Here is a 22,630-nt window from a genome sequence, read left to right on the forward strand (position 1 = left end):
GAAGGCCCCTTTTCCTCCGATGAAAACAGGAAAAGGGGCATTCGATTCACCGCGGTTCAGTCGGTCTCGGCCAGCGCCTCCGCGAACTGGGCCGCGTAGAGCCGCGAGTACGCACCACCGGTGAGCAGCAGCGTTTCGTGATCGCCCTGCTCGACGATCGAGCCGTTCTCCATCACGAGGATGACGTCCGCGTCGCGGATGGTGGAAAGCCGGTGCGCGATGACGAAACTCGTCCGCCCCTCGCGCAGCGAATTCATCGCACGCTGGATCAGCACCTCGGTCCGGGTGTCGACCGAACTGGTGGCCTCGTCGAGGATGAGGATCGCGGGTTTCGCCAGGAACGCCCGCGCGACGGTGATCAGCTGTTTCTCACCGGCGCTGACCGTGCCGCCCTCGTCGTCGATCACCGTTTCGTAGCCCTCCGGGAGGGTACGGACGAACCGGTCGACGTGGGTCGCCTTGGCCGCCGCGACGATCTCCTCCTGTGTGGCGCCCGCGGAACCGTAGGCGATGTTCTCCGCGATCGTGCCGCCGAACAGCCACGCGTCCTGCAACACCATGCCGGTCTTGGACCGCAGGTCCTCGCGGTCCATCTCGGCGATGTCGACACCGTCGAGGGTGATCCGGCCGCCGTCGAGTTCGTAGAACCGCATGAGCAGGTTGACCAGGGTGGTCTTCCCCGCGCCGGTCGGGCCGACGATGGCGACGGTGTGCCCCGGCTCGACGGTGAGCGACAGGTCTTCGATGAGCGGGGTGTCCGGGGTGTACCGGAACGAAACGTGCTCGAACTCGACCTGGCCGCGCACCTCGCCCACCCGCGCGGGTTCGGCGGGCTCGGGCTCCTGCTCGTCCGCGTCGAGCAACGCGAAGACCCGCTCCGCGGACGCGATCCCGGACTGCAGCAGGTTCGCCATGCTGGCGATCTGCGTGACCGGCTGGCTGAACTGCCGCGAGTACTGGATGAACGCCTGGACGTCGCCGAGCGACAGCGTCCCGGAAGCCACCCGCAGCGCGCCGATCACGGCCACCAGCACGTAGCTCAGGTTGCCGATGAACATCATCGCGGGCTGGATGGTGCCCGAGATGAACTGCGCCCGGAAGCTCGCGCCGTAGAGCGTGTCGTTGTGCTCGCGGAAGACCTTCTCGGCCTCCTCGCGGCGGCCGAACACCTTGACCAGCGAGTGCCCGGTGTACATCTCCTCGATATGCGCGTTGAGCCGCCCGGTGGTGGACCACTGCTTGATGAACTGCGGCTGCGCCTTCTTGCCGATCTTCGCCGCGACGAGCACCGAAGCGGGCACCGAGAGCAGCGCGACCAGCGCCAGCAGTGGCGAGATGACGAACATCATCGCGAGCACGCCGACCACCATCAGCAGCGAAGACACGATCTGCGCGAGCGTCTGCTGCAGCGATTGCGCGAGGTTGTCGATGTCGTTGGTGGCCCGGCTCAGCACCTCACCGCGCGGCTGGCGGTCGAAGTAGCTCAGCGGGAGCTTGGCGAACTTCTCCTCGATCTTCTCCCGCAGTTCGAACACCGCGCGCTGGACCAGGTTCGTGGTCAGCCTCGCCTGCAGCAGCGCGAAGAACGACGCCACGATGTAGAGCAGCAGCACCCACATCAGGACCTGGCCGACGGCGTCGATGTCGATGCGCTGGCCAGGGACGAAGTCGATCGCCGAGAACATGTCGGCGAGGGTGTTGTCGCCCTTCGCCCGCAGTCCGGCGATGACCTCCGCCTTGCTCACTCCCGCGGGCATGTCCTTCGCGACCACACCGGCGAAGATGAGGTCCGTCGCCATGCCGAGGATCTTCGGGCCGATGACGCTCAGCGCGACGCTGGCGACACCGAACGCCAAGATGCCGTACAACACGGCGCGTTGTGGCTGCAGCAGCCGCAGCAGCCGTTTCAGCGATCCCTTGAAGTCCAGTGCCTTCTCGACGGACGGTCCGCCCATGAAGGCGGCGGGACCGCGGCCGAAGCCGCCACCGCCGGGCCCGGGGCCTCGTGCCGCGCTCGCGCGCTCGCCCGCGGGTTTCGCCGGGGCGCTCGATTCTGTGGTGGATTCGGGCGCGCTCATCAGGCGGCCTCCTGCTCGGTCAGCTGGGACAGCACGATCTCCCGGTAGGTTTCGTTGCTCTCCATGAGTTCGGTATGGGTGCCGTTGCCGACGACGCGGCCCTCGTCGATGACGACGATGCGGTCGGCGTGGCGGATCGTGCTGACCCGCTGCGCGACGATGACCACGGTCGCCTCGGCGGTCTCGGCCACCAGCGCCCGCCGCAGCGCGGCGTCGGTCGCGTAGTCGAGCGCGGAGAAGGAGTCGTCGAACAGGTAGATCTCGGGGCGCCGCACCAGCATCCGCGCGATCGCGAGCCGCTGCCGCTGGCCGCCCGAGACGTTGGTCCCGCCCTGGGCGATGGGGGAGTCCAGTCCCTCGGGCATCCGCTCGACGAAGTCCTTGCCCTGGGCCACTTCCAGCGCGTGCCACAGTTCCTCGTCGGTGGCGTCGGACTTGCCGTACCGGAGGTTGCTCGCGACCGTCCCGGCGAACAGGTACGGCTTCTGCGGCACCAGTCCGACGGCGTCGGACAGCACGGTCGGATCCAGTTCCCGGACGTCCACGCCGTCGACGAGCACCGAGCCGTCGGTGGCGTCCATCAGCCGGGGGATCAGGTTGAGCAGCGTGGTCTTGCCGCTGCCCGTGCTGCCGATGATCGCGGTCGTCTCACCGGGCCTGGCCAGCAGCGAGATCTCCTGCAGCACCGGCTTTTCCGCACCGGGGTAGCGGAACTCCACATCGGACAGTTCCAGCCGCCCGTGCACCTCACCGGGGCTGACCGGGTTCGCCGGCAGGACGACGCTGGTGTGGGTGTCGAGCACCTCGGTGATGCGCTCGGCGCTGACTTCGGCGCGCGGCACCATCATGAACATGAAGGTGGCCATCATGACCGCCATCAGGATCTGCATGAGGTAGGACAGGAACGCGGTCAGCGCGCCGATCTGCATGCTGCCGTCGTCGATGCGCAACCCGCCGAACCACAGCACGGCGACGCTGGAGGCGTTCATCACGAGCATGACGATGGGGAACATCAGCGCCATGAGCCTGCCGACGATCAGGGAGACGTCGAGCAGTTCGGTGTTCGCCTTGGTGAACCGCCGCCGCTCGTGGGTGTCCTTGACGAAGGCCCGGATCACGCGGATGCCCATGATCTGCTCGCGCAGGATCTGGTTGATCTTGTCGATCCGCTCCTGCATCAGCCGGAACGCGGGCCGCATCCTCGCGATGATGATCCCGACCGAGACGCCGAGGATCGGCACGACGACCACCAGCAGCCACGAGAGCGTGACGTCCTGGTTGAGCGCCATGATGATGCCGCCGAAGCACATGATCGGCGCGGACACCATCAGCGTGAACGCCATCAACGTCAGCATCTGCACCTGCTGGACGTCGTTGGTGGTGCGGGTGATCAGCGACGGCGTCCCGAACTGGCCGACCTCGCGGGCGGAGAAGTCCTGGACCCGGTGGAAGATCGCGCCGCGGACGTCGCGGCCGACGGCCATGGCGGTGCGGGCGCCGTAGTAGACGGCGCCGATGGAGCAGGCGATCTGCACCAGCGACACCAGCAGCATCACGCCGCCGACGCCGAGGATGTAGTCGATGTCGCCCTTGACCACGCCGTCGTCGATGATGTCGGCGTTCAGCGTGGGCAGGTAGAGCCCGGCGAGGGTCTGGACGAACTGCAGCAGCACGATCAGCCACAGGTCTCGCCGGTAGGGGCGCAGGTGAGTGCGCAACAACTTCGTCAGCACAACGGTTTCTCCCCAGTGGTGGGTAGGGTGTTACTGCTTCTTCGGTTTCTTCACCGGTTCGGGGCCGGTGAGTGACGGGACACCCGCGGCCGCCTCGCGCAGAAGGACGTCGAGCGTTTCCAGGAACGGTCCGGACCCCTCGTTGACCAGCCAGCTGAAGAACGCCGTCTTCACCGCGGACTCCACGATCGCCGCCATGAGCCGCGAGTTCAACGCGTTTTCCGCGCTCGCGCCCGCACGTTCGAGGATGGCGTCGGCCAGCACCTGTTCGACCTTGGCGTGCGCCTTGAGGAACTCGCCCTGCATCGACGGGTGCAGGAGCAGCGACCGTGCCAGCTCCACCGAACCGCGATCCGGTTCTCCCAGCCTGCTGTAGGTCTCCAGCGTCGCGGCGCCGACCGCTTCCCACAAGGACTCTCCCGAAGGCCGCTCGCGCAGCGCCTCCCGCAGGAGTTCCTGCCGTTCGACGATGAACGAGCAGATCGCCTCTTCCTTGCTGGAGAAGTAGTTGTTGAACGTGCGCGGTGACACCCCCACGGCGCCGGCGATGTCCTCGACGCGGACCTGCTCGACGCCCTTCTCCATGGCGAGCTTGAGCGCTGCCTCGCTCATCGCGCGCCGGGCGGCGCGCTTCTTGCGTTCGCGCAGTCCGAGAGGGGCGGCCGAGTCGGTGGTCACGACGGCAAGGGTAGGCAAAAGTTGCGGGGCACGCAAATTTATGCGCACTCCGCACTTTTCGGACACCACCCTGGGTGAGGGGCCGCGAAATTGAGCCGAATGGCCTAGTGCGCACCGCTCACCAGCCGCAACGCTTTCGTTACCACGTCACTGCCAGCGGTTGAACGGAAACCGGTTGTGGACACCGATTGTTCCGTCTGCTTGCATGTCGGACGTTGTCACTGGGGAGTTGCAGACGAGTCCGGGTACGCGAAGAGAAAGAAGTGGAAGCACATGGTGACGCGGGCTCGAGGCTTGCTTGACCGCTCACGGGTTCTTCTGGACCGCTCCCGGGTCGCCGCGGCTCAGTTCCTCGCCGCGCCGCCCCGGCACGCCCACTCCGGGGCGCCCGCCGCCGAACCGGTGGTGGAACAGCGGCCGGCCGTGGAAGCGCCGGACGCCGGCGCGCTCGCCGGTGTCTGCTCCAACGTCGCGTTGCGCGACCTCAATCTGCTCGACCAGTTGCTCGCGCAGCTGGAGACGATGGAGGCGGGGGAGGAGAACTCCGACCGCCTCGCCGAGCTCTACCGGCTCGACCACCTGGCGACCCGCCTGCGGCGCAACGCCGAGAACCTGCGCGTGCTCGCCGGCCGGGACGCCGACGACACGGCGGCGGGGATCTCGTCCGTGCTCGACGTGATGCGGGCCGCGATGTCGTCGATCGACCACTACTCGCGGATCACCATCGGCCGCGTCGTTTCGCTCGGCGTGGTCGGCTTCGCCGCCGAAGACGTCAGCCGGATCCTCGCGGAACTGTTCGACAACGCGGCGAACCAGTCGTCGCCGAGTTCGCCGGTCAGCGTCAGCGCGCACCTCACCGAACAGGGGAGCGTGCTGATCCGCATCGAGGACGAAGGCATCGGCATGCCGCCGGAACGCCTCGCGGTGCTGAACGAACGCCTCGCCGCCGGTGCCGTGCTCGACGACGATTCGGTGCGGCACATGGGACTCGCGGTCGTCGGCAGGCTCGCCGACCGGCACGAGATCACCGTCAAGCTCGACCGCCGCACCCCGCACGGCACGGTCGCCACCGTGCTGCTGCCGGTGCCGGTGGTCTCGGAACTGGCCGAGAAGCAGTGGTCCGGTTCGCAGACGGTGGTCCTGCCGCAGACGAGGATCACCAACGGAACACACGTGGGAAGCCCCACCGCGACGACGTCCACGCTGCCGAGGCGGCGCCCGGCCGCGCCGACGACGTCGGAACCGGAGCGCAAGCCCAGCCCGCGTCCGCGCGCGGCCGTCCCGCCGCCCACCGACGGCGGGACCACGGCGAGCGGCCTGCCGCGCCGGGTTTCCCGCAGTATCAGGACTTTGCCCGACGAACCGGCCCCGCCGACCACCCCGCCCGCCGACGCGGCGGACGGGCACTCGGCGCTGCTGGCCGACCTCGATGCCTTCTCCGACGGCGAGCGCGCCGCCCTCGACGACCGGCACGAGCGCGAGACCGGAGGAAACACCCAGTGACCGCCCAGGACGCGACCACGGATTTCACGTGGCTGCTCGACGACTTCGTGCGCAAGGTGCATGGCGCGAGTCACGCGCTGATCATGTCCGTCGACGGTTTCCCTTTGACCGCTTCGGAATCGGTGTCCAGTGACGACGCGGAACAGCTCGCCGCCATCGCGAGCGGCCTGCTCAGCCTCGCGGGCAACAGCGCCGCGTTGTTCGGCAAGGGCAACTGCGAGCAGATCATCATCCGGCTCACCCGCGGGTACTTCCTGTTCATGGGGATCGGCGCCGAGGCGGGGCTCGCCGTGCTCACCGAACCCGACTGCGACATGAAGGTCGTCGCCTACGAGATGACCCAGTTCATCACCAACGCCGGCCACGCCCTCACTCCCGAGGTGCGAGCGGGACTCCGGCAGGTCCTGACCGCCCGACGGCCGCAGGCCTGAGAATCCGGAGAAGGAAGGGATGACCGTGTCCAGCGACCAAGCTCCGGACCGGCCGGTCAAGATGCGCAGCCGCAGAATCCGGCCGTACGCGCTGACCGGCGGCCGCACCAAGAGCAGCCATCTGCTGCTGGTGGAGACCCTGATCTCGGTCCCGCGCTACGACCCGGCGCTGTCCGAAGCGCTGATGCCCGAATCGCGCTCGCTGTACGAGCGCGCCCGCGAACGCTCGTCGATCGCCGAGCTTTCGGTGGGCCTGGACCTGCCACTGGGCGTGGTCCGCGTGCTCATCGGCGACCTCGCCACCCAGGGCGCCGTCTTCGTGCACCCGACGGCCCACGCCTACAACCACGATACGAACGTGCTCGAGAGGATCCTCGATGGACTCAAGCGCCTCCCGGTCTGACGCCGACCTCTTGGCGATCTCCGCCAAGATCGTCGTCGCCGGTGGATTCGGCGTGGGCAAGACGACGTTCGTCGGCGCCGTCTCCGAGGTCCCGCCCCTGAGCAACGAGGCTTGGATGACCGAGGCGGGCGCCGGGGTCGACGAGCTCGTGCCGCCCGGAACCAAATCCACCACCACGGTCGCGATGGACTTCGGCCGGATCACCCTCCGCGAAGACCTGCTCCTGTACCTGTTCGGCACCCCCGGCCAGGCCCGGTTCTGGTTCCTCTGGGACGACCTCTCGCGCGGCGCGCTCGGCGCCGTCGTGCTGGTCGACACCAGCCGGATCGACCAGTCGTTCGCGGCGATCAACTACTTCGAGAACGACTCCGACCTGCCGTTCATCGTCGCGGTCAACCAGTTCGAGGGGATGCCGGTGCACGACCTCGAAGAGGTTCGCGACGCCCTCGCGCTGTCCCCGGACATCCCGCTGGTCACCTGCGACGCCCGCGATCCGAAGTCCACGGTCGCGACCCTGCAGGAACTCGTGACGCACACGTTGTCCCTCGCGGTGGTCTCCGGGCCGGGCCGCGAGTTCGCACTCAGCTGACGGTTCTGGGAGGAATGTCGAGGATGCGCAAGGTTCTGATCGTCGGTGCCGGGCAGTCGGGGTTGCAACTCGCCTTGAGCCTGCTGGACCACGACTACGACGTCACGGTGATGTCGGCGAGGACGCCGGACGAGATCCGGTCCGGCAAGGTGATGTCGACCCAGTGCATGTTCCACTCCGCCCTGCAGCACGAGCGGGACCACAAGCTGAACCTGTGGGAGGACGAGACCGTCCGGGTCGAAGGACTCGGCGTGTCCATCGCCGGACCGGATTCCAGCCGGGTGCTGGACTGGTTCGCCCCGTTGGAGCACTACGCGCAGTCGGTGGACCAGCGGGTGAAGATGGCCGCCTGGCTGGAGCTGGTGGAGGACCGCGGCGGCAAGGTCGTCATCCACGGCGTCACCACCTCGGACCTGGCGCCGCTGGCGAAGCTGTACGACCTCGTGGTCATCGCGGCGGGCAAGGGTGAGCTGGTCCAGCTGTTCGACCGGATCCCGGAGCGGTCGCCGTACACGGAGCCCCAGCGCGCTCTTTCGCTGGCCTACGTGCACGGTCTGGAGCCCCGGCCGGAGCATCCGGACAAGGCGGCGGTGCGCTTCAACATCATCCCGGGCGTCGGCGAGCTGTTCATGATCCCCGCGTACACGCTGAGCGGGAACTGCGACATCCTGTTCTTCGAGGGCGTCCCCGGCGGCCCGCTCGACTGCTGGGGCGACCGGCCGTCGCCACAGCAGCATCTCGACCGGATCCTTTCGCTGATGAAGCAGTTCCTCCCGTGGGAGTACGAGCGCTCGCGCAACGCCGTGCTGACCGACGAGAAGTCGACGCTGGCAGGCGGGTACACCCCGGTCGTGCGGAACGCGGTCGGCAAGCTGCCCTCGGGCACCGTGGTGCTCGGCATGGCCGACGTCGTGGTGGCCAACGACCCGATCACCGGTCAGGGCTCCAACAACGCGAGCCACTGCGCGGCGTCCTATCTGGACTCGATCCTCGATCGCGGGGACAAGCCGTTCGACGAGGAGTGGATGACCGCGTCGTTCGAGAAGTACTGGGAGTACGCCCAGCACGTGACGACCTGGACCAACGCGATGCTCCAGCCGCCGCCCCCGCACGTGCTCCAGATCATCGGCGCGGCGGGGGAGAACCCCGCCGTGGCGAAGCGATTCGCGGACGGGTTCTCCGATCCGACCGACTTCCAGCACTGGTTCTTCGATCCGGCGAAGGCGGAGAAGTACCTGGCCGAAGCGTGATTCCGGGACCGCGGTAGTCCCGCGATCGGGTTGGCGGGACTGTCGCGGTGCGCCGTTTCGGGCTACCGTTGTTACCGAGCGTGAGTACGGTCGGTGACGGCGGTGGAGGTGCGGCGCGATGCGTTCGATGTGGAAGGGCTCGGTGTCCTTCGGGCTGGTGAGCATCCCGATCCAGCTCTATGCGGCCACCGAGAACAAGAACGTCTCGCTGCGCCAGGTGCACGAGGCCGACGGCGGCCGCATCCAGTACAAGCGGTTCTGCACGATCGACGGCGAGGAAGTGCCCTACGCCGAGATCGCCAAGGGCTACGAACTGCCCGACGGCGAGATGGTTGTGCTCACCGACGAGGACATGTCCGAGCTGCCGCTGGCGTCGTCGCGAGCGATCGACGTGCTCGAGTTCGTGCCGCTGGAGTCCATCGACCCGATCCACTTCGACAAGACCTACTACCTCGAACCGCAGAAGAACGCCGTCAAGCCGTACGTGGTCCTGCGTGACGCGCTGGAGAAGGCGAGCCATGTGGCGATCGCGAAGGTCGCCATCCGGCAGCGGGAGACGCTCGCGATCCTGCGGGTGCACAGCGACGTCCTGATGATGACGACGATGCTGTGGCCCGACGAGGTCCGTGTTCCGGACTTCGGCTTCCTGCACGACGATCCTCCGCAGGTGAGGCCCCAGGAACTGACGATGGCGGGTTCCCTGATCGACTCGCTTTCGGAGCCGGTGTTCGAGCACGAGAAGTACAACGACTCCTACCGCGAGGCGCTGGAGGCCATGATCGAGGCCAAGGCCGCCGGGAACGAGACGGCGAAACCGAAGGCCGTCGGGGCGAAGGCCGACGTCGTCGACCTCATGGAGGCCCTGCAGGCCAGCGTGAGCGAGGCGAAGAAGAGCCGGAAGCCGACGGCGGCCAAGAAGGCCACCGCGGCCAAGAAACCCGCCTCCGCCAAGCGAACCCCGAAGAGCGCCTGACTCTCCTTTGTGGACTGTTGTGCCCGGTGTCACCCGGCCGGGTCCGGCGACACGCCGTCGTCATGCCAGGATTTGTCGCCTCTCGGTGGTAGTAAGGCAACCGAGGAGAACTTTTCCGAGAGGCGGCATGAGCATGGAGTGCGCGTTCTGCGCCGGCGGACTCGACCACTGCCACGGAACCCTCGTGGTCCACCTGGACGGTGGTTTCACCGAATGCAGCGAAGACGGCTGCGTCGACCTCGACTTCGCCCGGTACACGCTGACGATCGACTGTTTCGACGTCGACGGGGGCTGCACCTGCGCCGTGGTGGAGGCCTGGCAGCTGCTGCGGGCTTCTTGACCGGCGGTCAATACACCAGTTCGGCCCGATTCGGAAGATCGGGACCGATTGCCACTCGAAGGTGTATGCATTCGTGTACATCGTGGCCGGAAATGTGTTAACTATGACGGGGTCCTCCGGCTCTCCCTCCCCCTCGGAGCCGGGGGGCCCCTTCATGTCGTAGTGCTTCGCCCTTGCGGGCCGGGAACGAAACAGACCGGGCACCCGGCGTGAGGGGAACGCCGGGTGCCCAGTCTGTCTCAACGCTGGTACCGGGGGCTCGGTATCAGCTGTGGTCCGGTGCTCAGAACCAGTGGGCGCGACCGCCGATGGCCTTCCCGGTGTTCCCGAGAACGGCCAGGATGATGCCGATGACCGCGAGCGCGATCCCGATCGAGTACAGAACGGGGATGCTGGCGATGACACCGATGACAATCAGGATGACGCCGAGAATGATCACGGGGGCACCTTCTCCTTCGTAGTCGCCCGGCCAAGGTGATGCCGGGGTGTGGCTACATAAGGGATTCCCGGTTCACGCCACGGGAAACAGGTCCATCCGGCCGTAGTTTTCACGCATTCGGCCTAGTGCTCCGGTGCGGTGCGTCAGGTGTCACAGAAGGGGTTGACGGCGAAGGGTGTTTCGCGATCGGTGCCGGACCTCGTGAGTGGTAGGTGCGGTTCTGGTGGACCGTTTGCCTGCCTGCCGGCTGGGTGAGTGGGGAGGATTTGGGACGTTGAACGTCCTAAATCTTCCCCGCTCGGCTGTCGGTCGTGGGGTGGCAAGGTCTTGATCGACGGAGGATTGGGGACGTTGAGCGTCCCCAATCCTCCGTCGATCAAGCTCCGAGACCGGTCCGACCCCTGCGACGATGGAGGATTCGGGACGTTGAACGTCCCGAATCCTCCACGCTCGACCGTGTCGTCGCGGACACTCCACCTTCGCCCTGGTCGTGAGTGGTAGGGACGGTTAGAACCGTCCCTACCACTCACGAGCCGGGACGGACTCAGTAGCGGTAGTGGTCCAGCTTGTACGGACCCTCGACGTCCACGCCGATGTACTCGGCCTGGCGCTTGGTCAGCTTCGTCAGCCGGACGCCCAGCGCGTCGAGGTGCAGGCGTGCCACCTTCTCGTCGAGGTGCTTCGGCAGCACGTGGACGTCGGTGGCGTACTGGCCCTGCTTCGTGAACAGCTCGATCTGCGCGATCGTCTGGTTGGTGAAGGAGTTCGACATCACGAAGCTCGGGTGGCCGGTGGCGTTCCCGAGGTTCATCAGCCTGCCTTCGGACAGCACGAGGATGGAGTGCTGCTCGCGGTCGGCCGTCGCGGGGAAGACCCACTCGTGCACCTGCGGCTTGATCTCGATCTTCTCGATGCCCGGGATCTTCGCGAGCCCGGCCATGTCGATCTCGTTGTCGAAGTGGCCGACGTTCGCGACGATCGCGTTGTGCTTCATCTTGGCCATCTGGTCGGCCATGATGATGTCGAAGTTGCCGGTGGTGGTGATGAAGATGTCGCCGCGCTCGATGACGTCGTCGAGCTCCACGACGTCGAGGCCCTCCATCGCCGCCTGCAGCGCGCAGATCGGGTCGATCTCGGTGACGACCACGCGGGCGCCCTGGCCCCGCAGCGATTCCACCGCGCCCTTGCCGACGTCGCCGTAGCCGCAGATGACGGCGACCTTGCCCGCGATCATCACGTCGGTGCCGCGGTTGAGACCGTCGATGAGCGAGTGACGGATGCCGTACTTGTTGTCGAACTTCGACTTCGTCACCGAGTCGTTGACGTTCATCGCCGGGAACAGCAGCTCGCCGTCCTTGGCGAGCTTGTAGAGCCGCTTGACACCGTTGGTGGTCTCCTCGGTGACGCCGCGGACCTCCTTGGCGATGCGGGTGAACCGGCCGGCGTCGCGCGCGATGCTGTCGGTCAGCGTGCGCAGGACGAGGGTGTACTCCTCGGGGTCTTCCTCGGTCGCCTGCGGGACGGCGCCGGCGGCCTCGAACTCGACACCCTTGTGGATCAGCAGGGTCGCGTCGCCACCGTCGTCGAGGATCATGTTCGGGAGACGGCCGTCGCCGAAGTCGAAGAGCTGGTCGGTGCACCACCAGTACTCGGCCAGGGTCTCGCCCTTCCACGCGAACACCGCGGAGCCCGCAGGCGCGTCGACGGTGCCGTTCGGGCCGACGACGACGGCCGCGGCCGCCTCGTCCTGCGTGGAGAAGATGTTGCAGGAGACCCAGCGCACTTCGGCGCCGAGTGCGACGAGCGTCTCGATCAGCACGGCGGTCTGAACGGTCATGTGCAGCGAACCCGCGACCCGCGCGCCCTTGAGGGGCTGCGAGTCGGCGTATTCACGGCGCAGCGCCATCAAGCCGGGCATCTCGACCTCGGCGAGGCGCAGCTGCTTGCGGCCGGCCTCGGCGAGGGAGAGGTCGGCGACGGCGAATTCGATCCCGTTGACCTTGGACAGGGTGGGGCTCACTGGTTCTCCATTCATGAGGAAGGCAAGGTGGAGCGGTCCTTCTCGCCGGTGGCGGGAAGAACGGGGTCAATGCGGGGGTTGTTCAGCGCACGGCCTCGACGACGACGGCCGGAAAAGGGTTTCGACGCAAGAAAGGCACCTCCGCAGTGGGAGGCGCCCTTACGTCTGTCGCAGCGGGCCGAGCGTGGCGGAAGGATTCCGTCGCAGCGCCTCTCGGCCCGAAACCAGGATGGCAAAGCGCCGCGAGCGCTGTCAAGGCGACGCGGATCGCGCCACCGTCGGGGGGAATTCGGCCCGGACACCCAGCAGGCGGACCGGTCTGCCGAGGTCGAACATGCCGAGCACGGCCAGCGCCGCCCTCTCGATCTCGGCGGGGTCCGCGGTCGGGGCGGGGAGGGTCACGCTGTGGGTGTGGGTCAGGAACGGCGCGAACCGGACCTTCACCGCGACCCGCGCGGCGGGCCTGCCTTCCTCGGCGACGTCCTGGGAAACACGTTTCGCCAGCGCGACGACCTCGGCGGCCATGTCCCCAGGATCGGTCAGGTTCTGCTGGAAGGTCGTCTCGCGACTGCGGGACCGCGCCACGTAAGGCGTCGCGGTGACCTCTGCGTCGCCGATTCCCCCGGCGAGGATCCGGTACCACGGGCCGAGCTTCGGGCCGAACCGCGCGGCGAGCCCCGCCGGGTCGGCGCCCGCCAGTTCCAGCACGGTGTGATAGCCGGCCTCGGCGAGCTTCTTCGTGGTCTTGGCGCCGATGCCCCACAGCGCGTCCGTCGGCTTCTCGGCCATGACGTCCCACCAGTTCTCCTGGACGAGCCGGAAGATCCCGGCCGGTTTGGCGAATCCGGTGGCGAGTTTGGCGCGCAGCTTGTTGTCTCCGATGCCGACCGAGCACGACAGCCCGGTCTCCTCGGTCACCGCTCGCCGGATGTCGGCGGCGAGTGTTTCGGGGTCGTCGGTGGTGACGCCGAGGAACGCCTCGTCCCAGCCGAGTACCTCGACGACCACCGGGAACTCCCGCAGCGTCGCCATCACCCGATCGGAGACTTCCTGGTACGCGGGCGCGTCCGTGGCCAGGAAGACCGCGTCGGGGCAGCGTTTCGCGGCCGTCCGCAACGGCATCCCGGACTGGACACCGAATTCCCGCGCTTCGTACGAAGCTGTCGCCACCACGGCCCGTTCGGCCGGATCGCCCGTGCCGCCGACGACCACGGGTTTGCCGCGCAGCTCAGGCCGCCGGGCGACCTCGACCGCCGCGATGAACTGGTCGAGGTCGACGTGGAGTACCCACTCCCGGGCGGCCATGAGGCGACTCTAAGCCCGTTCGGCGATCTCGTCGCGCATCCGCTGCTCGTTCTCCTGCAGTTCCGGCGTGAAGTTCTCGCCGAAGTCCTCGGCTTCGAGGATCTTGCGGACCTCGAGGATGGTGTCGCCGTGCGGGGGAGTGGGACACCGCTTCGCCCACTCGATCGCTTCGGCGCGCGAAGGGACGTCAAGGATCCAGAAGCCGCCGACGAGTTCCTTGGCTTCGGTGAACGGGCCGTCGGTGACCGTGGATCCGGCGGCGTTGACCGTGACCCGCGCGCCCTTCGAACTCTCCTGCAGTCCCTCGCCGCCCACCAGCACCCCGGCGTCGAGCATGTCCTGGTTGAACTTCGCCATGGCGGTCAGGGCCTCCATCGGCGGCATCTTCCCGGCTTCGGAATCCTCGTCCGCCTTGATGATGATCATGAACCGCATGGTCTTCCTCCCAGTGAACCGGACGTATCGCCCGGACTCTACCGGCGTGCGGGAGGAAGATCAGCCGCGCCCGAACCGGGACAGGTGCGCGATCACCGCCGCGGTCACGGTGATCATCCCGAGCAGCAGCACGGCGGGGCTGTTCACCACCATGCCCAGCAGCATCAACAAGCCCGCGGTGATGTCCAGACTCAGGAGGACCGACAGCCGGAGCAGCGGCGGCCGTGCGGGCTTGCCGGAGCGGAGCCGGGCGGCCAGCGCCGGCTCGGTCAGCTCGAACCAGCGCTCGATTTTCTCCAGCTCTTGCCGATCGTGATGGCTCAGCATCTCGGTTCTCCTTCGGCGCGCCCCGGCCGGTCGACTACCACGGAATACCCAGGACCGGGACCGGATAAGCATCGAATTTCACCGACTTTTGTATAACGACCTATACGTGTCGGCGAACGGAACATTCTTTGTAGACCGAATGGTTGCGCCATTCGTGGTCACCGCGCGCGGAAAGATCGTCAAGGAGAGGAGAGATCGGTAGTTTCTGCGATTGCGGCCAAGGCGGCCGCGGCTGCTCCACCTGGGAGGACGCGAGCGATGACCATACCCACCGAACCGATCGGCAGCATTCCCCGTCCGGGCTATCTCGTCGAAGCGCTCGGCGAGCACGCGGCCGGGCGGCTCGACGCCGACGGTCTCGGCGAGTTGCAGGAAAAAGCCCTCGTGGACACCATCAAGCGGCTGGAGGAGACGGGCTCGCCGGTCATCACCGACGGCGAACAGAGCAAGCCGAGCTTCGCCACGTATCCCTTGGCGGGCCTCACTTCGCTGGCGCCGGACGGGGTCGTCATCCCCTTCGCGGACGGGCACACCCGGCAGCTTCCGAGGCTCACCGCCGGTCCGTTCCGCTATCAGACCTACGCCGACTCCTATCTGCGCGAGGCCAAGAAGCACGCCACCAAACCGGTGAAGCAGGCGGTGATCGCCGCTTCGGCGATCGGGCTCGTCTATCCCGGTGAGGAATTGGCGGGATATGCGAAAGAACAGTTCATCGCCGACTTGGTGAACGAAGCGGAAGCCGATATCCGCCGCAGCCTCGACGCGGGTGCGGACAGCGTTCAGATCGACTTCACCGAGGGCAGGTTGTCGCTGAAGCTCGACCCGTCCGGCGGGCTGCTGAAATCCTTTGTGGATCTGAACAACGCCGTGCTGGAACGATTCTCCGACGAGGAGCGGAAGAAGATCGGCGTGCACACCTGCCCCGGTGGCGACCAGGACTCGGTGCACAGCCTCGACGTCGACTACGCCGGCTTGCTGCCGACGTTGTTCCAGCTGAAGGTGGGCAACGTCTACGTGCAGCTGGCCAGCGAGGCGGATCCGGAGCGGGCGTTGCAGGTGATCGCCGACCACGCACAGCCGGACCAGCGGATCTTCGTCGGCGTGACCGACCCGATCGACCCGCGCGTCGAAACCGCCGAGGAGGTCCGGGACCGCGTGCTTCAGGCGGCGCGGTTCATCTCGCCGGACCGGCTGGGCACCTGTGACGACTGCGGGTTCTCGCCGTTCGCCGACGACACCTCGACGTCGCGGGAGACCGCGTTCGCCAAGATCGCCGCCCGCGTCGAAGGCACCCGCCTCGCCGCCGATTCCCTGCTCTGACGCCCTGTGATGGGCACCTTCGCTCAGTTCTGGACGGCGACCCGGATGCCGAGCCCGACGAGCAAGGTGCCCATCACCGCGTCCATCCCGCGCCGCACCCGGCCGGAGGCGAAGAACTTCCGCAGGGAACCGACCAGCGTCGCCAGGACGAAGGTCCACACGACGGCGACCGTGGTGGCCAGCGCCGCCAGTTGCAGGGTCTCCGCGGTCGTGGCCGAATGCGGGAGGAACTGGGGCAGCAGCGCGAGGAAGAAGACCGCCACCTTCGGGTTGAGCAGGTTGGTGAGCAGTCCGTGCCGGAACGCCTCCTTGGGCGCGACCACGGGTGCCACCTTGTCCTTGAGTTCGCTGTAGTCGCCGCGGCGCACCGCCAGCCACGCCTTGACGCCGAGGAAGATCAGGTACGCGGCGCCGATCAGCTTCACCGCGGTGAAGGCGATCGCCGACGCGGTGAGGATCGCCGCGACACCGAGGGCGATCGCGACCACCCAGACGAAGACGCCGAGCGCGATGCCGAGTCCCGCGGCGATCCCGGCCTTGCGTCCGCCGAGGATCGCGCTCCGGGTCACCACCAGGAAGTCCGGGCCGGGTGCCATCGCGCCGAGCAGGCAGACCAAGACGAACGAGAGTGCGGTGGCCCCGGAGATCATCCTGCGATGCTATCCGGCTGGTCGATGTCCCTGGCCATGACGGCGCCGGGGACGTCGACGCCGTCGGGCGTCGTCACCGTCACCCGTTCGACCTCCTTGAAGCCGAACGACAGGTACAGCGGGACGCCGGGCATGGTCGCGGTCAGCGTCAGCGAGGTGAATCCTTCGGCTTTCGCCGCTAGACGGCACGACTCGAGGATCGCGCGTCCGAGCCCGCGCCGGGTCCAGTCGCCGCGGACGAACATGGCGCGCACCCGCGCGGGTTCGGTGGCCGGGTCGAGCGGGCGATCGTCGTCCGACGCGTCGCCTGAGCCGGCATGCATCTTGTTGCGCCTGCTCCAGCCCCCGCAGGCGACGATCTCGCCGTCCGCCTCGTGCACGAAATAGGTGCCGTCCTCGATCAACCACAGATCCAGTTGAGCCATGTGCTTCGCCGCGCTCGCTGTCTGCCGTGCGTCGTAGAACCGGGGGAACAACTCCAGCGCCGAGGCCCGCATCAGCGCCGCGATGGCGGGCGCGTCCGCGAGCGTGGCCGTCCGTTGTGGCGGCGTGTACGTCGTCATATCGCGGAAGATAGCCAACGACGGCGATCACGCCTACCGGATAATCGCGTGGTGATCACCGACGACGGCCGTGAACTGTGGACCTCGGCGACCGGCCGGGGCGAACCGATCCTGTGCTGCCACGGCGGCCCGGGCCTGTGGGACATGTTCGGCACGCTCGATCCCGGTCCGCGGTTCGGGCTGATCCGGTGGGACCAGCGCGGCGCCGGGCGCTCGGACCCCCGAGGCCCGTACACCCTCGACCGGATGGTGGCCGACGTCGACGCCGTCCGCGAGTGGCACGGGCTCGACCGGGTCGTGGTGCTCGGGCATTCGTGGGGCGCGCATCTCGGCCTGCTCTACGCCCTCGCGCGTCCGGAGCGGGTGAGCGCGCTCGTCTACGTGTCGGGCGTCGGCCCCGGCCACGACTGGCATGCCGAGTTCAAGCGCGCTGGGGGAGAGGCACGCCCGGTGGGCCGGGCTTCGCGCGGCGGGCCACGATCAAGGCCGCGAACTCGCGGTGCTGCAGTGGACGGCCGACTTCGTGGCGGACGGCGAGCGGCACGCCGAGGCGATGGCGACACCCTGGTTCCCGGTCAACTACGAGGCGAACGCCGCGTTGAGCGAGGAGATGCGGACGGTGCCGGACGCCTTCCACGCCGCCCTGACCGACTTCCTTGGCTAGCCGCTCGTGAGTGGTAAAGACGGTTCTAACCGTCTTTACCACTCACGAGCCGGATGCGGTCAGGCCTGGGTGATCGGCTGCTGCAGTTCGGTGACCCACTTGTCCCCGTCGGCCGGACACTCGAGGTAGTACTCCCGGGCCGGGCCGCTCGCGCGGTACCCGTGCGCGTCGACCCACTTCGCCAGGGCCTGGTAGCTGGAGAGCACGGTCTCCATCGAGCCCCGGTGCAGGATCGTCGCGGCGGACGGCACTTCGGCGAGGCTCACCGTCGAAAACCCTTCGGTGCCGTCGGTTTCGGCCGAGATCGGGACGGCGGCGTGGATCAGCACGCGTTCGCCGTCGGCGTCGTCCTCGTAGTAGGCGATGAGCGGTCCCGACGGCGTGATGGGGCCGAGCGCCCCGAAGAGGTCCTTGTACAGCCCCTGCACGACCGGCCCGATCTCTTCGTTCACGTAACCGCTCGCCGTGCCGGTCAGCTCGGCGACGCGGACCGCGGGCAGGCTTTTGACCACGACGTCCTCGGAAGGCATGGTTCCCTCGCTTTCGATCGAACGGAGTCTCGCTTCGACGGCCTTGAGCCGCGCCTCGTCGGCGGCGATGGCCGCCTCGAGTTCGGCCCGCCGCAGCCGCAGCATCCCGCGCAGCTCGTCCGCGCCGATCTCGGCGTCGAGGATCTCCTGCACCTGGGTGAGGGTGAAGCCGAGATCCTTGAGCGCGATCACCCGGTTGAGTCGGGCCAGCTGGTCGCCGGAGTAGGACCGGTAACCGCTGAACGGGTCGACATGGGCGGGCCGCAGCAGCCCGATGGCGTCGTAGTGACGCAGCATCCGGACCGACACCCGGCCGTGTTTGGCGAAATCTCCGATACTGAACATGGCGGCTCCCAGCGGACAGCCTGACACGGTGTCACAGTCAAGCGGTCACCGCACGAGACGGAAGAACGACCGCACCTCCTCGGTGAAGACGTCCGGCTGCTCGAAGGCCGCGAAGTGGCCGCCTCGCTCCAGTTCGTTCCAGTACCGGATGTCGGTGAACCGGCGCTCGGCCCAGCGGCGGGACGGGCGCGGGGTCTCGCGCGGGAAGATCGAACAGCCGGTGGGCACGGCGATCGTGTCCACAGTGGAATCGGAGAACCAGCTCGACACCTCGGCGAAGCTTTCCCAGTACAGCCGGGCGGACGAGGCGCCGGTGCCGGTCAGCCAGTAGAGCGTGATGTCGTCGAGCATCGCGTCCCGGCTCAGGGCGTTCTCCGGATGGCCGTCGCAATCCGTCCACGCCTGGAACTTCTCGACGATCCACGCGCACAGCGCCACCGGCGAGTCGGCCAGCGCGTAGCCGATCGTCTGCGGTCTCGTCGCCTGCTGGATCGCGTAGCCCGAACCGTCCGCCTTGGCGCGTTCGAGGTCGTCGAGCGACTTGCGTTCGGATGCGGTGAGGTCGTCGAACGTCGCCGGATCCGGTGCCGCCAGCGGCGGGTTGAGGTGGATCCCGGCCAGGCGTTCGGGCGCCGTCCGCCCCATGAGCGTGGTGATGCTGGTGCCCCAATCGCCGCCTTGGGCGCCGAAGCGTTCGTACCCGAGGCCGTCCATGAGGTGGATCCAGGCGTCGGCGATGCGCTGGATCGACCAGCCCGCTCGCGCGGGCTTGTCGCTGAAGCCGTACCCGGGCAGGGACGGGACGACGACGTGGAACGCGTCCGCCGCGTCGCCGCCGTGGGCGACCGGATCGGTGAGCGGGCCGATCACCTCGAGGAATTCGAAGACCGAACCCGGCCAGCCATGGCTGAGGATCAGCGGCAGTGCGCCGGGATGCGGGGACCGGGCGTGCAGGTAATGGATGCCGAGCCCGTCGATCTCGGTCTTGAATTGGGGAATCGCGTTGAGCCGGGACTCGGCGGCCCGCCAGTCGTAGGTCTCCGCCCAGTACGAGCACAGTTTGCGCAGGTAGCCGGCCGGGACGCCTTGCGACCAGTCGCCGACGGTCTCGTCTTCGGGCCAGCGGGTGCGGCGGAGCCGGTCTCGGAGGTCTTCGAGTTCGGACTCCGGCACCTGGGCCTGGAAGGGCGTGGTGTCCATGACGGCCGACGGTAGCGAGGGGGTCCGACGAAAAAGCGCGTGCGCCCGGCCGCCGCGTCCCCCTACCGTCTTGAGAGTGACTCACACGTAGCCTCCGCTGAACCTCGAGGTGCGGACGCCGCGGCTGACCTTGGCCGGGGCGACGGACGAGTTGCTGGAGTGGCTGGCGCCGGGTCGGCGCGGCCGCGGGATCGGGGCGGAGATGCGAGCGGCGGTCCTGCAGCTGGCCTTCGCGGGGCTGGGCGCACGGGAAGCGACGAGCGACGCGTTCACCGACAACAACGCCTCCAACCGGGTTTCCCGCGCGCTGGGCTACGAGCCGAACGGCACGAGCTGGGACACCCGCCGCGGCGAGGTCGCGCAGATCCAGTGCTGGCGGCTGACCCGGGACGTCTGGGAACGAGCCCGGCGCGACGACATCGAACTGGCCGGTGTTCGGGAGTGTCTTCCCGCGCTCGGTCTCGCCTGACCACGCCTGCACATGTGTCCACTGTGGACCTACGGCTCGGCTGAAACCTGATCGCCAGGTGTGAAGAGGTGGCAGTCCTCGCGTCGCCTGCCCGATTGCCGTAGCGCCAGTCCGCTCGACGGGACGTTGCGAAGGGCGCTTTCGCGACGCTGTCGTCTGGCGGATCCGTGCTGGGGCGAGGGGGTCGTGAGTGGCGATTCGGGTTAAAACCGAGGGTGTTTTGGTTACCTCCCGGCTTCTGGCTGCGGTCGTTCACGGGGCCGGGCCGTGAAGGGCCCCTTGCCTACCTTGACAGTAGTGATGGAGGCCTTCACTACCTTCGTGATCGCCACGGCCGCCACTTTCGCCCCACCCGCACCAAACAGCCGCGGCGGCCGCGCGTGAAGGCCCCCTTCCTTGCGCTAGACGCAAGGATGGGGGCCTTCACGTACTTCAAGCGACCAGGGCGCCGGTTCCGTGTGGGTCGGGTTGGTCGTGAGTGGCGATTCCGCTCCAACCCGAATCGCCACTCACGACCAACCGGACCGACCTCTCACCGCCGCCCCCTCGACGCTCGCGCCCCGCCCACCCTCCTCCTTCGCCGGTATACAGCCCGTTGACCGATGGCAGGTCAGCGGGCTATTCTCGATATGCGAAAGAAAGTTTCCGCAGAGCGAAATTGCTGAGGTTTCGATGGTTGATCTTGCCGGTTCGCGTCATGCCCTGCCCTATGTGCTGAACCTGTCGCTGGTCTTCACCGAGTTGCCGTTGCTCGACCGTGCGGAGGCGGCACGGGCGGCGGGCTTCACCGCTGTCGAGTACTGGTGGCCGTTCGAGACGCCGGTGCCGGACGCCGTCGAGGCCGACGCGTTCGTGGCGTCGGTCGAGCGGGCCGGTGTCGCGGTGACCGGGCTGAACTTCTTCCCCGGCGACATGGCCGGCGGTGATCGCGGTCTGGTCACCTGGCCCGGGCGCGAGGACGAGTTCGCCGCCGGTATCGCCTCCGCGATCGAGCTCGGCGAGCGGCTCGGCTGCCGCCGGTTCAACGCGCTCTACGGCAACCGGATCGACGGCGCCGACCCGGCGGGGCAGGACAAGCTGGGGCTGTCGAATCTGGCGCTCGCGTCGGACGCGGCCGCGCGGATCGACGCGGAGATCGTCCTGGAACCGTTGTCGGGGGCGGAGAAGTATCCGCTCAAGACCGCGGACGACGTGCTCAAGGTGCTCGACGAACTCGGGCGGGACAACGTGAAGCTGCTGGCCGACCTGTACCACCTGGCGGTCAACGGTGACGACCTCGACACGGTCACGACCGTCCACACCGGACGGATCGGCCATGTGCAGATCGCCGATGCCCCAGGGCGCCACCAGCCGGGGACCGGAACGCTGGACATCGAGGGATACCTGGAAAAGCTGCAGACGGCGGGCTACCGCGGGCAGGTCGGCGTGGAGTACAAACCCGACGGGCCGAGCGCGGAGTCGCTGTCGTGGCTGCCTTTCGAACGAAGGGGACTGGCATGACCAAGCTGGGATTCATCGGCCTGGGGATCATGGGCGGGCCGATGGCGGGACATCTCGTCGCCGCGGGCCACGAGGTGAGCGGCTTCGACACGAACGCGGACGCGCTCGCGAGGCTGGAAGCCGCGGGCGGCCGGGCGGCGAACGGGGTCACGGACGCCGTCGCGGGCGCGGAAGTCGTGATCACCATGCTGCCCAACCATCCGCAGGTGGAGGCCGTCGTGCTGGCGGCGGGCGGGGTGCTGGAGTCGGCGAAACCGGGGACCCTGCTGATCGACATGAGCACGATCCGGCCGGAGACCTCCATCGAGGTGGCCGAGCGGGCCGCCGAACGGGAGATCCGCGTGCTGGACGCGCCCGTTTCGGGTGGCCAGGCCGGCGCCGAGCAGGCCTCACTGTCCATTATGGCCGGTGGTGACGACGCCGATTTCGCGGCCGCGCTCCCGATCCTGGAGGCCGTCGGCAAGACGATCGTCCACGTGGGGCCGCACGGTGCGGGCCAGGTCGTCAAGGCCGCGAACCAGCTGGTGGTCGGCGGGACCTACGGACTGATCGCCGAGGCGATCGTGCTGCTCGAAGCGTCCGGCGTGGACGCCGGTGTCGGACTGGACGTCCTCGCGGGCGGCCTGGCGGGCAGCCGGATCCTCGAACTCAAGCGGAAGTCCATGGTGGCGCGCGAATTCGCGCCGGGTTTCCGGATCGACCTGCACCACAAGGACATGGGCATCGCGCTCGCCGCCGCCAGGCAGGCCGACGTCGCGCTGCCGATCACCGGGCTGGTCGCCCAGCTCGTCGCCGCCGGACGGGCGATGGGACACGGCTCGCTCGATCACTCCGCCCTGCTGAAGGTCGTCGAAGCGCTGTCCGGCGCGGAAAGCAAGGAGTGAG

At 67.9% G+C, this 22,630-nt stretch carries 24 protein-coding genes; 12 read left to right on the plus strand and 12 right to left on the minus strand.

Features of this window, described 5'->3' with window-relative positions; translation table 11 throughout:
• Positions 1-56: 56 nt before the first annotated feature.
• From ACLJPX_RS16605 to ACLJPX_RS16615, 3 genes are read right to left on the minus strand one after another with little or no spacing between them, the layout of a single operon-like run.
• Positions 57-2,078, minus strand: a complete 2,022-nt coding sequence (locus ACLJPX_RS16605) for an ABC transporter ATP-binding protein (protein ID WP_410600869.1) — start codon at positions 2,076-2,078, stop codon at positions 57-59.
• A complete protein-coding gene (locus ACLJPX_RS16610) occupies positions 2,078-3,811 on the minus strand; it encodes an ABC transporter ATP-binding protein (RefSeq protein ID WP_410600870.1) in 1,734 nt (577 codons plus the stop codon). Before ACLJPX_RS16610 ends, ACLJPX_RS16605 begins: the two co-directional genes overlap by 1 nt.
• 30 nt (positions 3,812-3,841) lie before the next feature.
• Positions 3,842-4,489 (minus strand): TetR/AcrR family transcriptional regulator, encoded by a 648-nt coding sequence (locus ACLJPX_RS16615; protein WP_410600871.1) that lies wholly within the window; start codon positions 4,487-4,489, stop codon positions 3,842-3,844.
• 273 nt (positions 4,490-4,762) lie between these two features.
• On the opposite strand from ACLJPX_RS16615, the gene ACLJPX_RS16620 reads away from it, so the two are divergent.
• From ACLJPX_RS16620 to ACLJPX_RS16650, 7 genes are all read left to right on the plus strand, one after another.
• The gene (locus ACLJPX_RS16620; RefSeq protein WP_410600872.1) at positions 4,763-5,992 is read left to right on the plus strand and encodes a sensor histidine kinase; all 1,230 of its coding nucleotides are present in this window, start codon (positions 4,763-4,765) and stop codon (positions 5,990-5,992) included.
• Entirely contained in the window at positions 5,989-6,423 is a 435-nt protein-coding gene (locus tag ACLJPX_RS16625; protein ID WP_005159022.1) for a roadblock/LC7 domain-containing protein, read from the plus strand. Before ACLJPX_RS16620 ends, ACLJPX_RS16625 begins: the two co-directional genes overlap by 4 nt.
• Before the next feature lie 19 nt (positions 6,424-6,442).
• Positions 6,443-6,826 carry a DUF742 domain-containing protein gene (locus ACLJPX_RS16630; protein ID WP_101607385.1) on the plus strand — a complete coding sequence of 128 codons (384 nt, stop codon included), beginning with the start codon at positions 6,443-6,445 and terminating at the stop codon, positions 6,824-6,826.
• Positions 6,801-7,415 (plus strand): GTP-binding protein, encoded by a 615-nt coding sequence (locus ACLJPX_RS16635; RefSeq protein WP_101607386.1) that lies wholly within the window; start codon positions 6,801-6,803, stop codon positions 7,413-7,415. The genes ACLJPX_RS16630 and ACLJPX_RS16635 overlap by 26 nt, the downstream gene beginning before the upstream one ends.
• A gap of 23 nt (positions 7,416-7,438) precedes the next feature.
• On the plus strand, positions 7,439-8,665 hold the full coding sequence (locus ACLJPX_RS16640; RefSeq protein ID WP_101613150.1) for a styrene monooxygenase/indole monooxygenase family protein: 1,227 nt from the start codon (positions 7,439-7,441) through the stop codon (positions 8,663-8,665).
• A gap of 118 nt (positions 8,666-8,783) precedes the next feature.
• Positions 8,784-9,638, plus strand: coding sequence for a Ku protein (locus ACLJPX_RS16645; RefSeq protein WP_410600873.1), 855 nt, complete (start codon positions 8,784-8,786; stop codon positions 9,636-9,638).
• Positions 9,639-9,765: 127 nt separating this feature from the next.
• Positions 9,766-9,978, plus strand: a complete 213-nt coding sequence (locus ACLJPX_RS16650) for a hypothetical protein (protein WP_410600874.1) — start codon at positions 9,766-9,768, stop codon at positions 9,976-9,978.
• A gap of 283 nt (positions 9,979-10,261) precedes the next feature.
• Here ACLJPX_RS16650 and ACLJPX_RS16655 read toward each other — a convergent pair whose 3' ends face one another.
• The 5 genes from ACLJPX_RS16655 to ACLJPX_RS16675 form a co-directional block, all read right to left on the minus strand.
• Positions 10,262-10,417, minus strand: coding sequence for a DUF6131 family protein (locus ACLJPX_RS16655; RefSeq protein ID WP_167480014.1), 156 nt, complete (start codon positions 10,415-10,417; stop codon positions 10,262-10,264).
• Positions 10,418-10,961: 544 nt separating this feature from the next.
• Positions 10,962-12,437 (minus strand): adenosylhomocysteinase, encoded by a 1,476-nt coding sequence (gene ahcY, locus ACLJPX_RS16660; RefSeq protein WP_410600875.1) that lies wholly within the window; start codon positions 12,435-12,437, stop codon positions 10,962-10,964.
• A 252-nt stretch (positions 12,438-12,689) separates the two neighbouring features.
• A complete protein-coding gene (locus tag ACLJPX_RS16665) occupies positions 12,690-13,742 on the minus strand; it encodes a DNA polymerase IV (protein ID WP_410600876.1) in 1,053 nt (350 codons plus the stop codon).
• A gap of 9 nt (positions 13,743-13,751) precedes the next feature.
• The gene (locus ACLJPX_RS16670) at positions 13,752-14,177 is read right to left on the minus strand and encodes a YciI family protein (RefSeq protein ID WP_410600877.1); all 426 of its coding nucleotides are present in this window, start codon (positions 14,175-14,177) and stop codon (positions 13,752-13,754) included.
• Between the two features lie 60 nt (positions 14,178-14,237).
• Positions 14,238-14,504: a DUF3040 domain-containing protein gene (locus tag ACLJPX_RS16675; RefSeq protein ID WP_410600878.1), complete on the minus strand. Its 267-nt coding sequence runs from the start codon at positions 14,502-14,504 to the stop codon at positions 14,238-14,240.
• Between the two features lie 258 nt (positions 14,505-14,762).
• Here ACLJPX_RS16675 and ACLJPX_RS16680 point away from each other — a divergent pair, with 258 nt between their 5' ends.
• A complete protein-coding gene (locus ACLJPX_RS16680) occupies positions 14,763-15,824 on the plus strand; it encodes a cobalamin-independent methionine synthase II family protein (RefSeq protein ID WP_410600879.1) in 1,062 nt (353 codons plus the stop codon).
• Between the two features lie 23 nt (positions 15,825-15,847).
• Here ACLJPX_RS16680 and ACLJPX_RS16685 read toward each other — a convergent pair whose 3' ends face one another.
• Positions 15,848-16,474: a LysE family translocator gene (locus ACLJPX_RS16685; RefSeq protein WP_410600880.1), complete on the minus strand. Its 627-nt coding sequence runs from the start codon at positions 16,472-16,474 to the stop codon at positions 15,848-15,850.
• Positions 16,471-17,037 (minus strand): GNAT family N-acetyltransferase, encoded by a 567-nt coding sequence (locus ACLJPX_RS16690; RefSeq protein ID WP_410600881.1) that lies wholly within the window; start codon positions 17,035-17,037, stop codon positions 16,471-16,473. The genes ACLJPX_RS16685 and ACLJPX_RS16690 overlap by 4 nt, the downstream gene beginning before the upstream one ends.
• A 144-nt stretch (positions 17,038-17,181) precedes the next feature.
• On the opposite strand from ACLJPX_RS16690, the gene ACLJPX_RS16695 reads away from it, so the two are divergent.
• Positions 17,182-17,718 carry an alpha/beta fold hydrolase gene (locus ACLJPX_RS16695; protein WP_410601325.1) on the plus strand — a complete coding sequence of 179 codons (537 nt, stop codon included), beginning with the start codon at positions 17,182-17,184 and terminating at the stop codon, positions 17,716-17,718.
• A 42-nt stretch (positions 17,719-17,760) separates the two neighbouring features.
• Here the strand turns inward: ACLJPX_RS16695 and ACLJPX_RS16700 are convergent, their stop codons facing one another.
• Positions 17,761-18,576, minus strand: a complete 816-nt coding sequence (locus ACLJPX_RS16700) for a MerR family transcriptional regulator (RefSeq protein WP_410600882.1) — start codon at positions 18,574-18,576, stop codon at positions 17,761-17,763.
• 45 nt (positions 18,577-18,621) lie between these two features.
• Positions 18,622-19,776, minus strand: a complete 1,155-nt coding sequence (locus ACLJPX_RS16705; RefSeq protein WP_410600883.1) for an epoxide hydrolase family protein — start codon at positions 19,774-19,776, stop codon at positions 18,622-18,624.
• Positions 19,777-19,885: 109 nt separating this feature from the next.
• Here ACLJPX_RS16705 and ACLJPX_RS16710 point away from each other — a divergent pair, with 109 nt between their 5' ends.
• The 3 genes from ACLJPX_RS16710 to ACLJPX_RS16720 all read left to right on the plus strand — a co-directional run bounded on the left by ACLJPX_RS16710 (position 19,886) and on the right by ACLJPX_RS16720 (position 22,629).
• Positions 19,886-20,245 carry a GNAT family N-acetyltransferase gene (locus ACLJPX_RS16710; RefSeq protein ID WP_410600884.1) on the plus strand — a complete coding sequence of 120 codons (360 nt, stop codon included), beginning with the start codon at positions 19,886-19,888 and terminating at the stop codon, positions 20,243-20,245.
• Between the two features lie 672 nt (positions 20,246-20,917).
• Positions 20,918-21,745, plus strand: a complete 828-nt coding sequence (locus tag ACLJPX_RS16715; RefSeq protein ID WP_410600885.1) for a hydroxypyruvate isomerase family protein — start codon at positions 20,918-20,920, stop codon at positions 21,743-21,745.
• Positions 21,742-22,629 carry a 2-hydroxy-3-oxopropionate reductase gene (locus ACLJPX_RS16720; protein WP_410600886.1) on the plus strand — a complete coding sequence of 296 codons (888 nt, stop codon included), beginning with the start codon at positions 21,742-21,744 and terminating at the stop codon, positions 22,627-22,629. The genes ACLJPX_RS16715 and ACLJPX_RS16720 overlap by 4 nt, the downstream gene beginning before the upstream one ends.
• The last annotated feature ends 1 nt before the right edge of the window (position 22,630 follow it).

Source organism: Amycolatopsis sp. lyj-90 (genome assembly GCF_046549035.1).
In the GTDB taxonomy this organism is placed as follows: domain Bacteria; phylum Actinomycetota; class Actinomycetes; order Mycobacteriales; family Pseudonocardiaceae; genus Amycolatopsis.

What these genes read in the sequence shown, in the direction of transcription:
- ACLJPX_RS16635 (WP_101607386.1), top strand. Translation starts at nt 6,801, where the DNA reads ATGGACTCAAGCGCCTCCCGGTCTGACGCCGACCTCTTGGCGATCTCC.
- ACLJPX_RS16680 (WP_410600879.1), top strand. Translation starts at nt 14,763, where the DNA reads ATGACCATACCCACCGAACCGATCGGCAGCATTCCCCGTCCGGGCTAT.
- ACLJPX_RS16715 (WP_410600885.1), top strand. Translation starts at nt 20,918, where the DNA reads ATGGTTGATCTTGCCGGTTCGCGTCATGCCCTGCCCTATGTGCTGAAC.
- ACLJPX_RS16675 (WP_410600878.1), bottom strand. Translation starts at nt 14,504, where the DNA reads ATGCTGAGCCATCACGATCGGCAAGAGCTGGAGAAAATCGAGCGCTGG.
- ACLJPX_RS16700 (WP_410600882.1), bottom strand. Translation starts at nt 18,576, where the DNA reads ATGTTCAGTATCGGAGATTTCGCCAAACACGGCCGGGTGTCGGTCCGG.
- ACLJPX_RS16665 (WP_410600876.1), bottom strand. Translation starts at nt 13,742, where the DNA reads ATGGCCGCCCGGGAGTGGGTACTCCACGTCGACCTCGACCAGTTCATC.
- ACLJPX_RS16620 (WP_410600872.1), top strand. Translation starts at nt 4,763, where the DNA reads ATGGTGACGCGGGCTCGAGGCTTGCTTGACCGCTCACGGGTTCTTCTG.
- ACLJPX_RS16720 (WP_410600886.1), top strand. Translation starts at nt 21,742, where the DNA reads ATGACCAAGCTGGGATTCATCGGCCTGGGGATCATGGGCGGGCCGATG.
- ACLJPX_RS16695 (WP_410601325.1), top strand. Translation starts at nt 17,182, where the DNA reads ATGTTCGGCACGCTCGATCCCGGTCCGCGGTTCGGGCTGATCCGGTGG.
- ACLJPX_RS16670 (WP_410600877.1), bottom strand. Translation starts at nt 14,177, where the DNA reads ATGCGGTTCATGATCATCATCAAGGCGGACGAGGATTCCGAAGCCGGG.
- ACLJPX_RS16650 (WP_410600874.1), top strand. Translation starts at nt 9,766, where the DNA reads ATGAGCATGGAGTGCGCGTTCTGCGCCGGCGGACTCGACCACTGCCAC.
- ACLJPX_RS16685 (WP_410600880.1), bottom strand. Translation starts at nt 16,474, where the DNA reads ATGATCTCCGGGGCCACCGCACTCTCGTTCGTCTTGGTCTGCCTGCTC.
- ACLJPX_RS16630 (WP_101607385.1), top strand. Translation starts at nt 6,443, where the DNA reads ATGACCGTGTCCAGCGACCAAGCTCCGGACCGGCCGGTCAAGATGCGC.
- ACLJPX_RS16705 (WP_410600883.1), bottom strand. Translation starts at nt 19,776, where the DNA reads ATGGACACCACGCCCTTCCAGGCCCAGGTGCCGGAGTCCGAACTCGAA.
- ACLJPX_RS16690 (WP_410600881.1), bottom strand. Translation starts at nt 17,037, where the DNA reads ATGACGACGTACACGCCGCCACAACGGACGGCCACGCTCGCGGACGCG.
- ACLJPX_RS16645 (WP_410600873.1), top strand. Translation starts at nt 8,784, where the DNA reads ATGCGTTCGATGTGGAAGGGCTCGGTGTCCTTCGGGCTGGTGAGCATC.
- ACLJPX_RS16605 (WP_410600869.1), bottom strand. Translation starts at nt 2,078, where the DNA reads ATGAGCGCGCCCGAATCCACCACAGAATCGAGCGCCCCGGCGAAACCC.
- ACLJPX_RS16640 (WP_101613150.1), top strand. Translation starts at nt 7,439, where the DNA reads ATGCGCAAGGTTCTGATCGTCGGTGCCGGGCAGTCGGGGTTGCAACTC.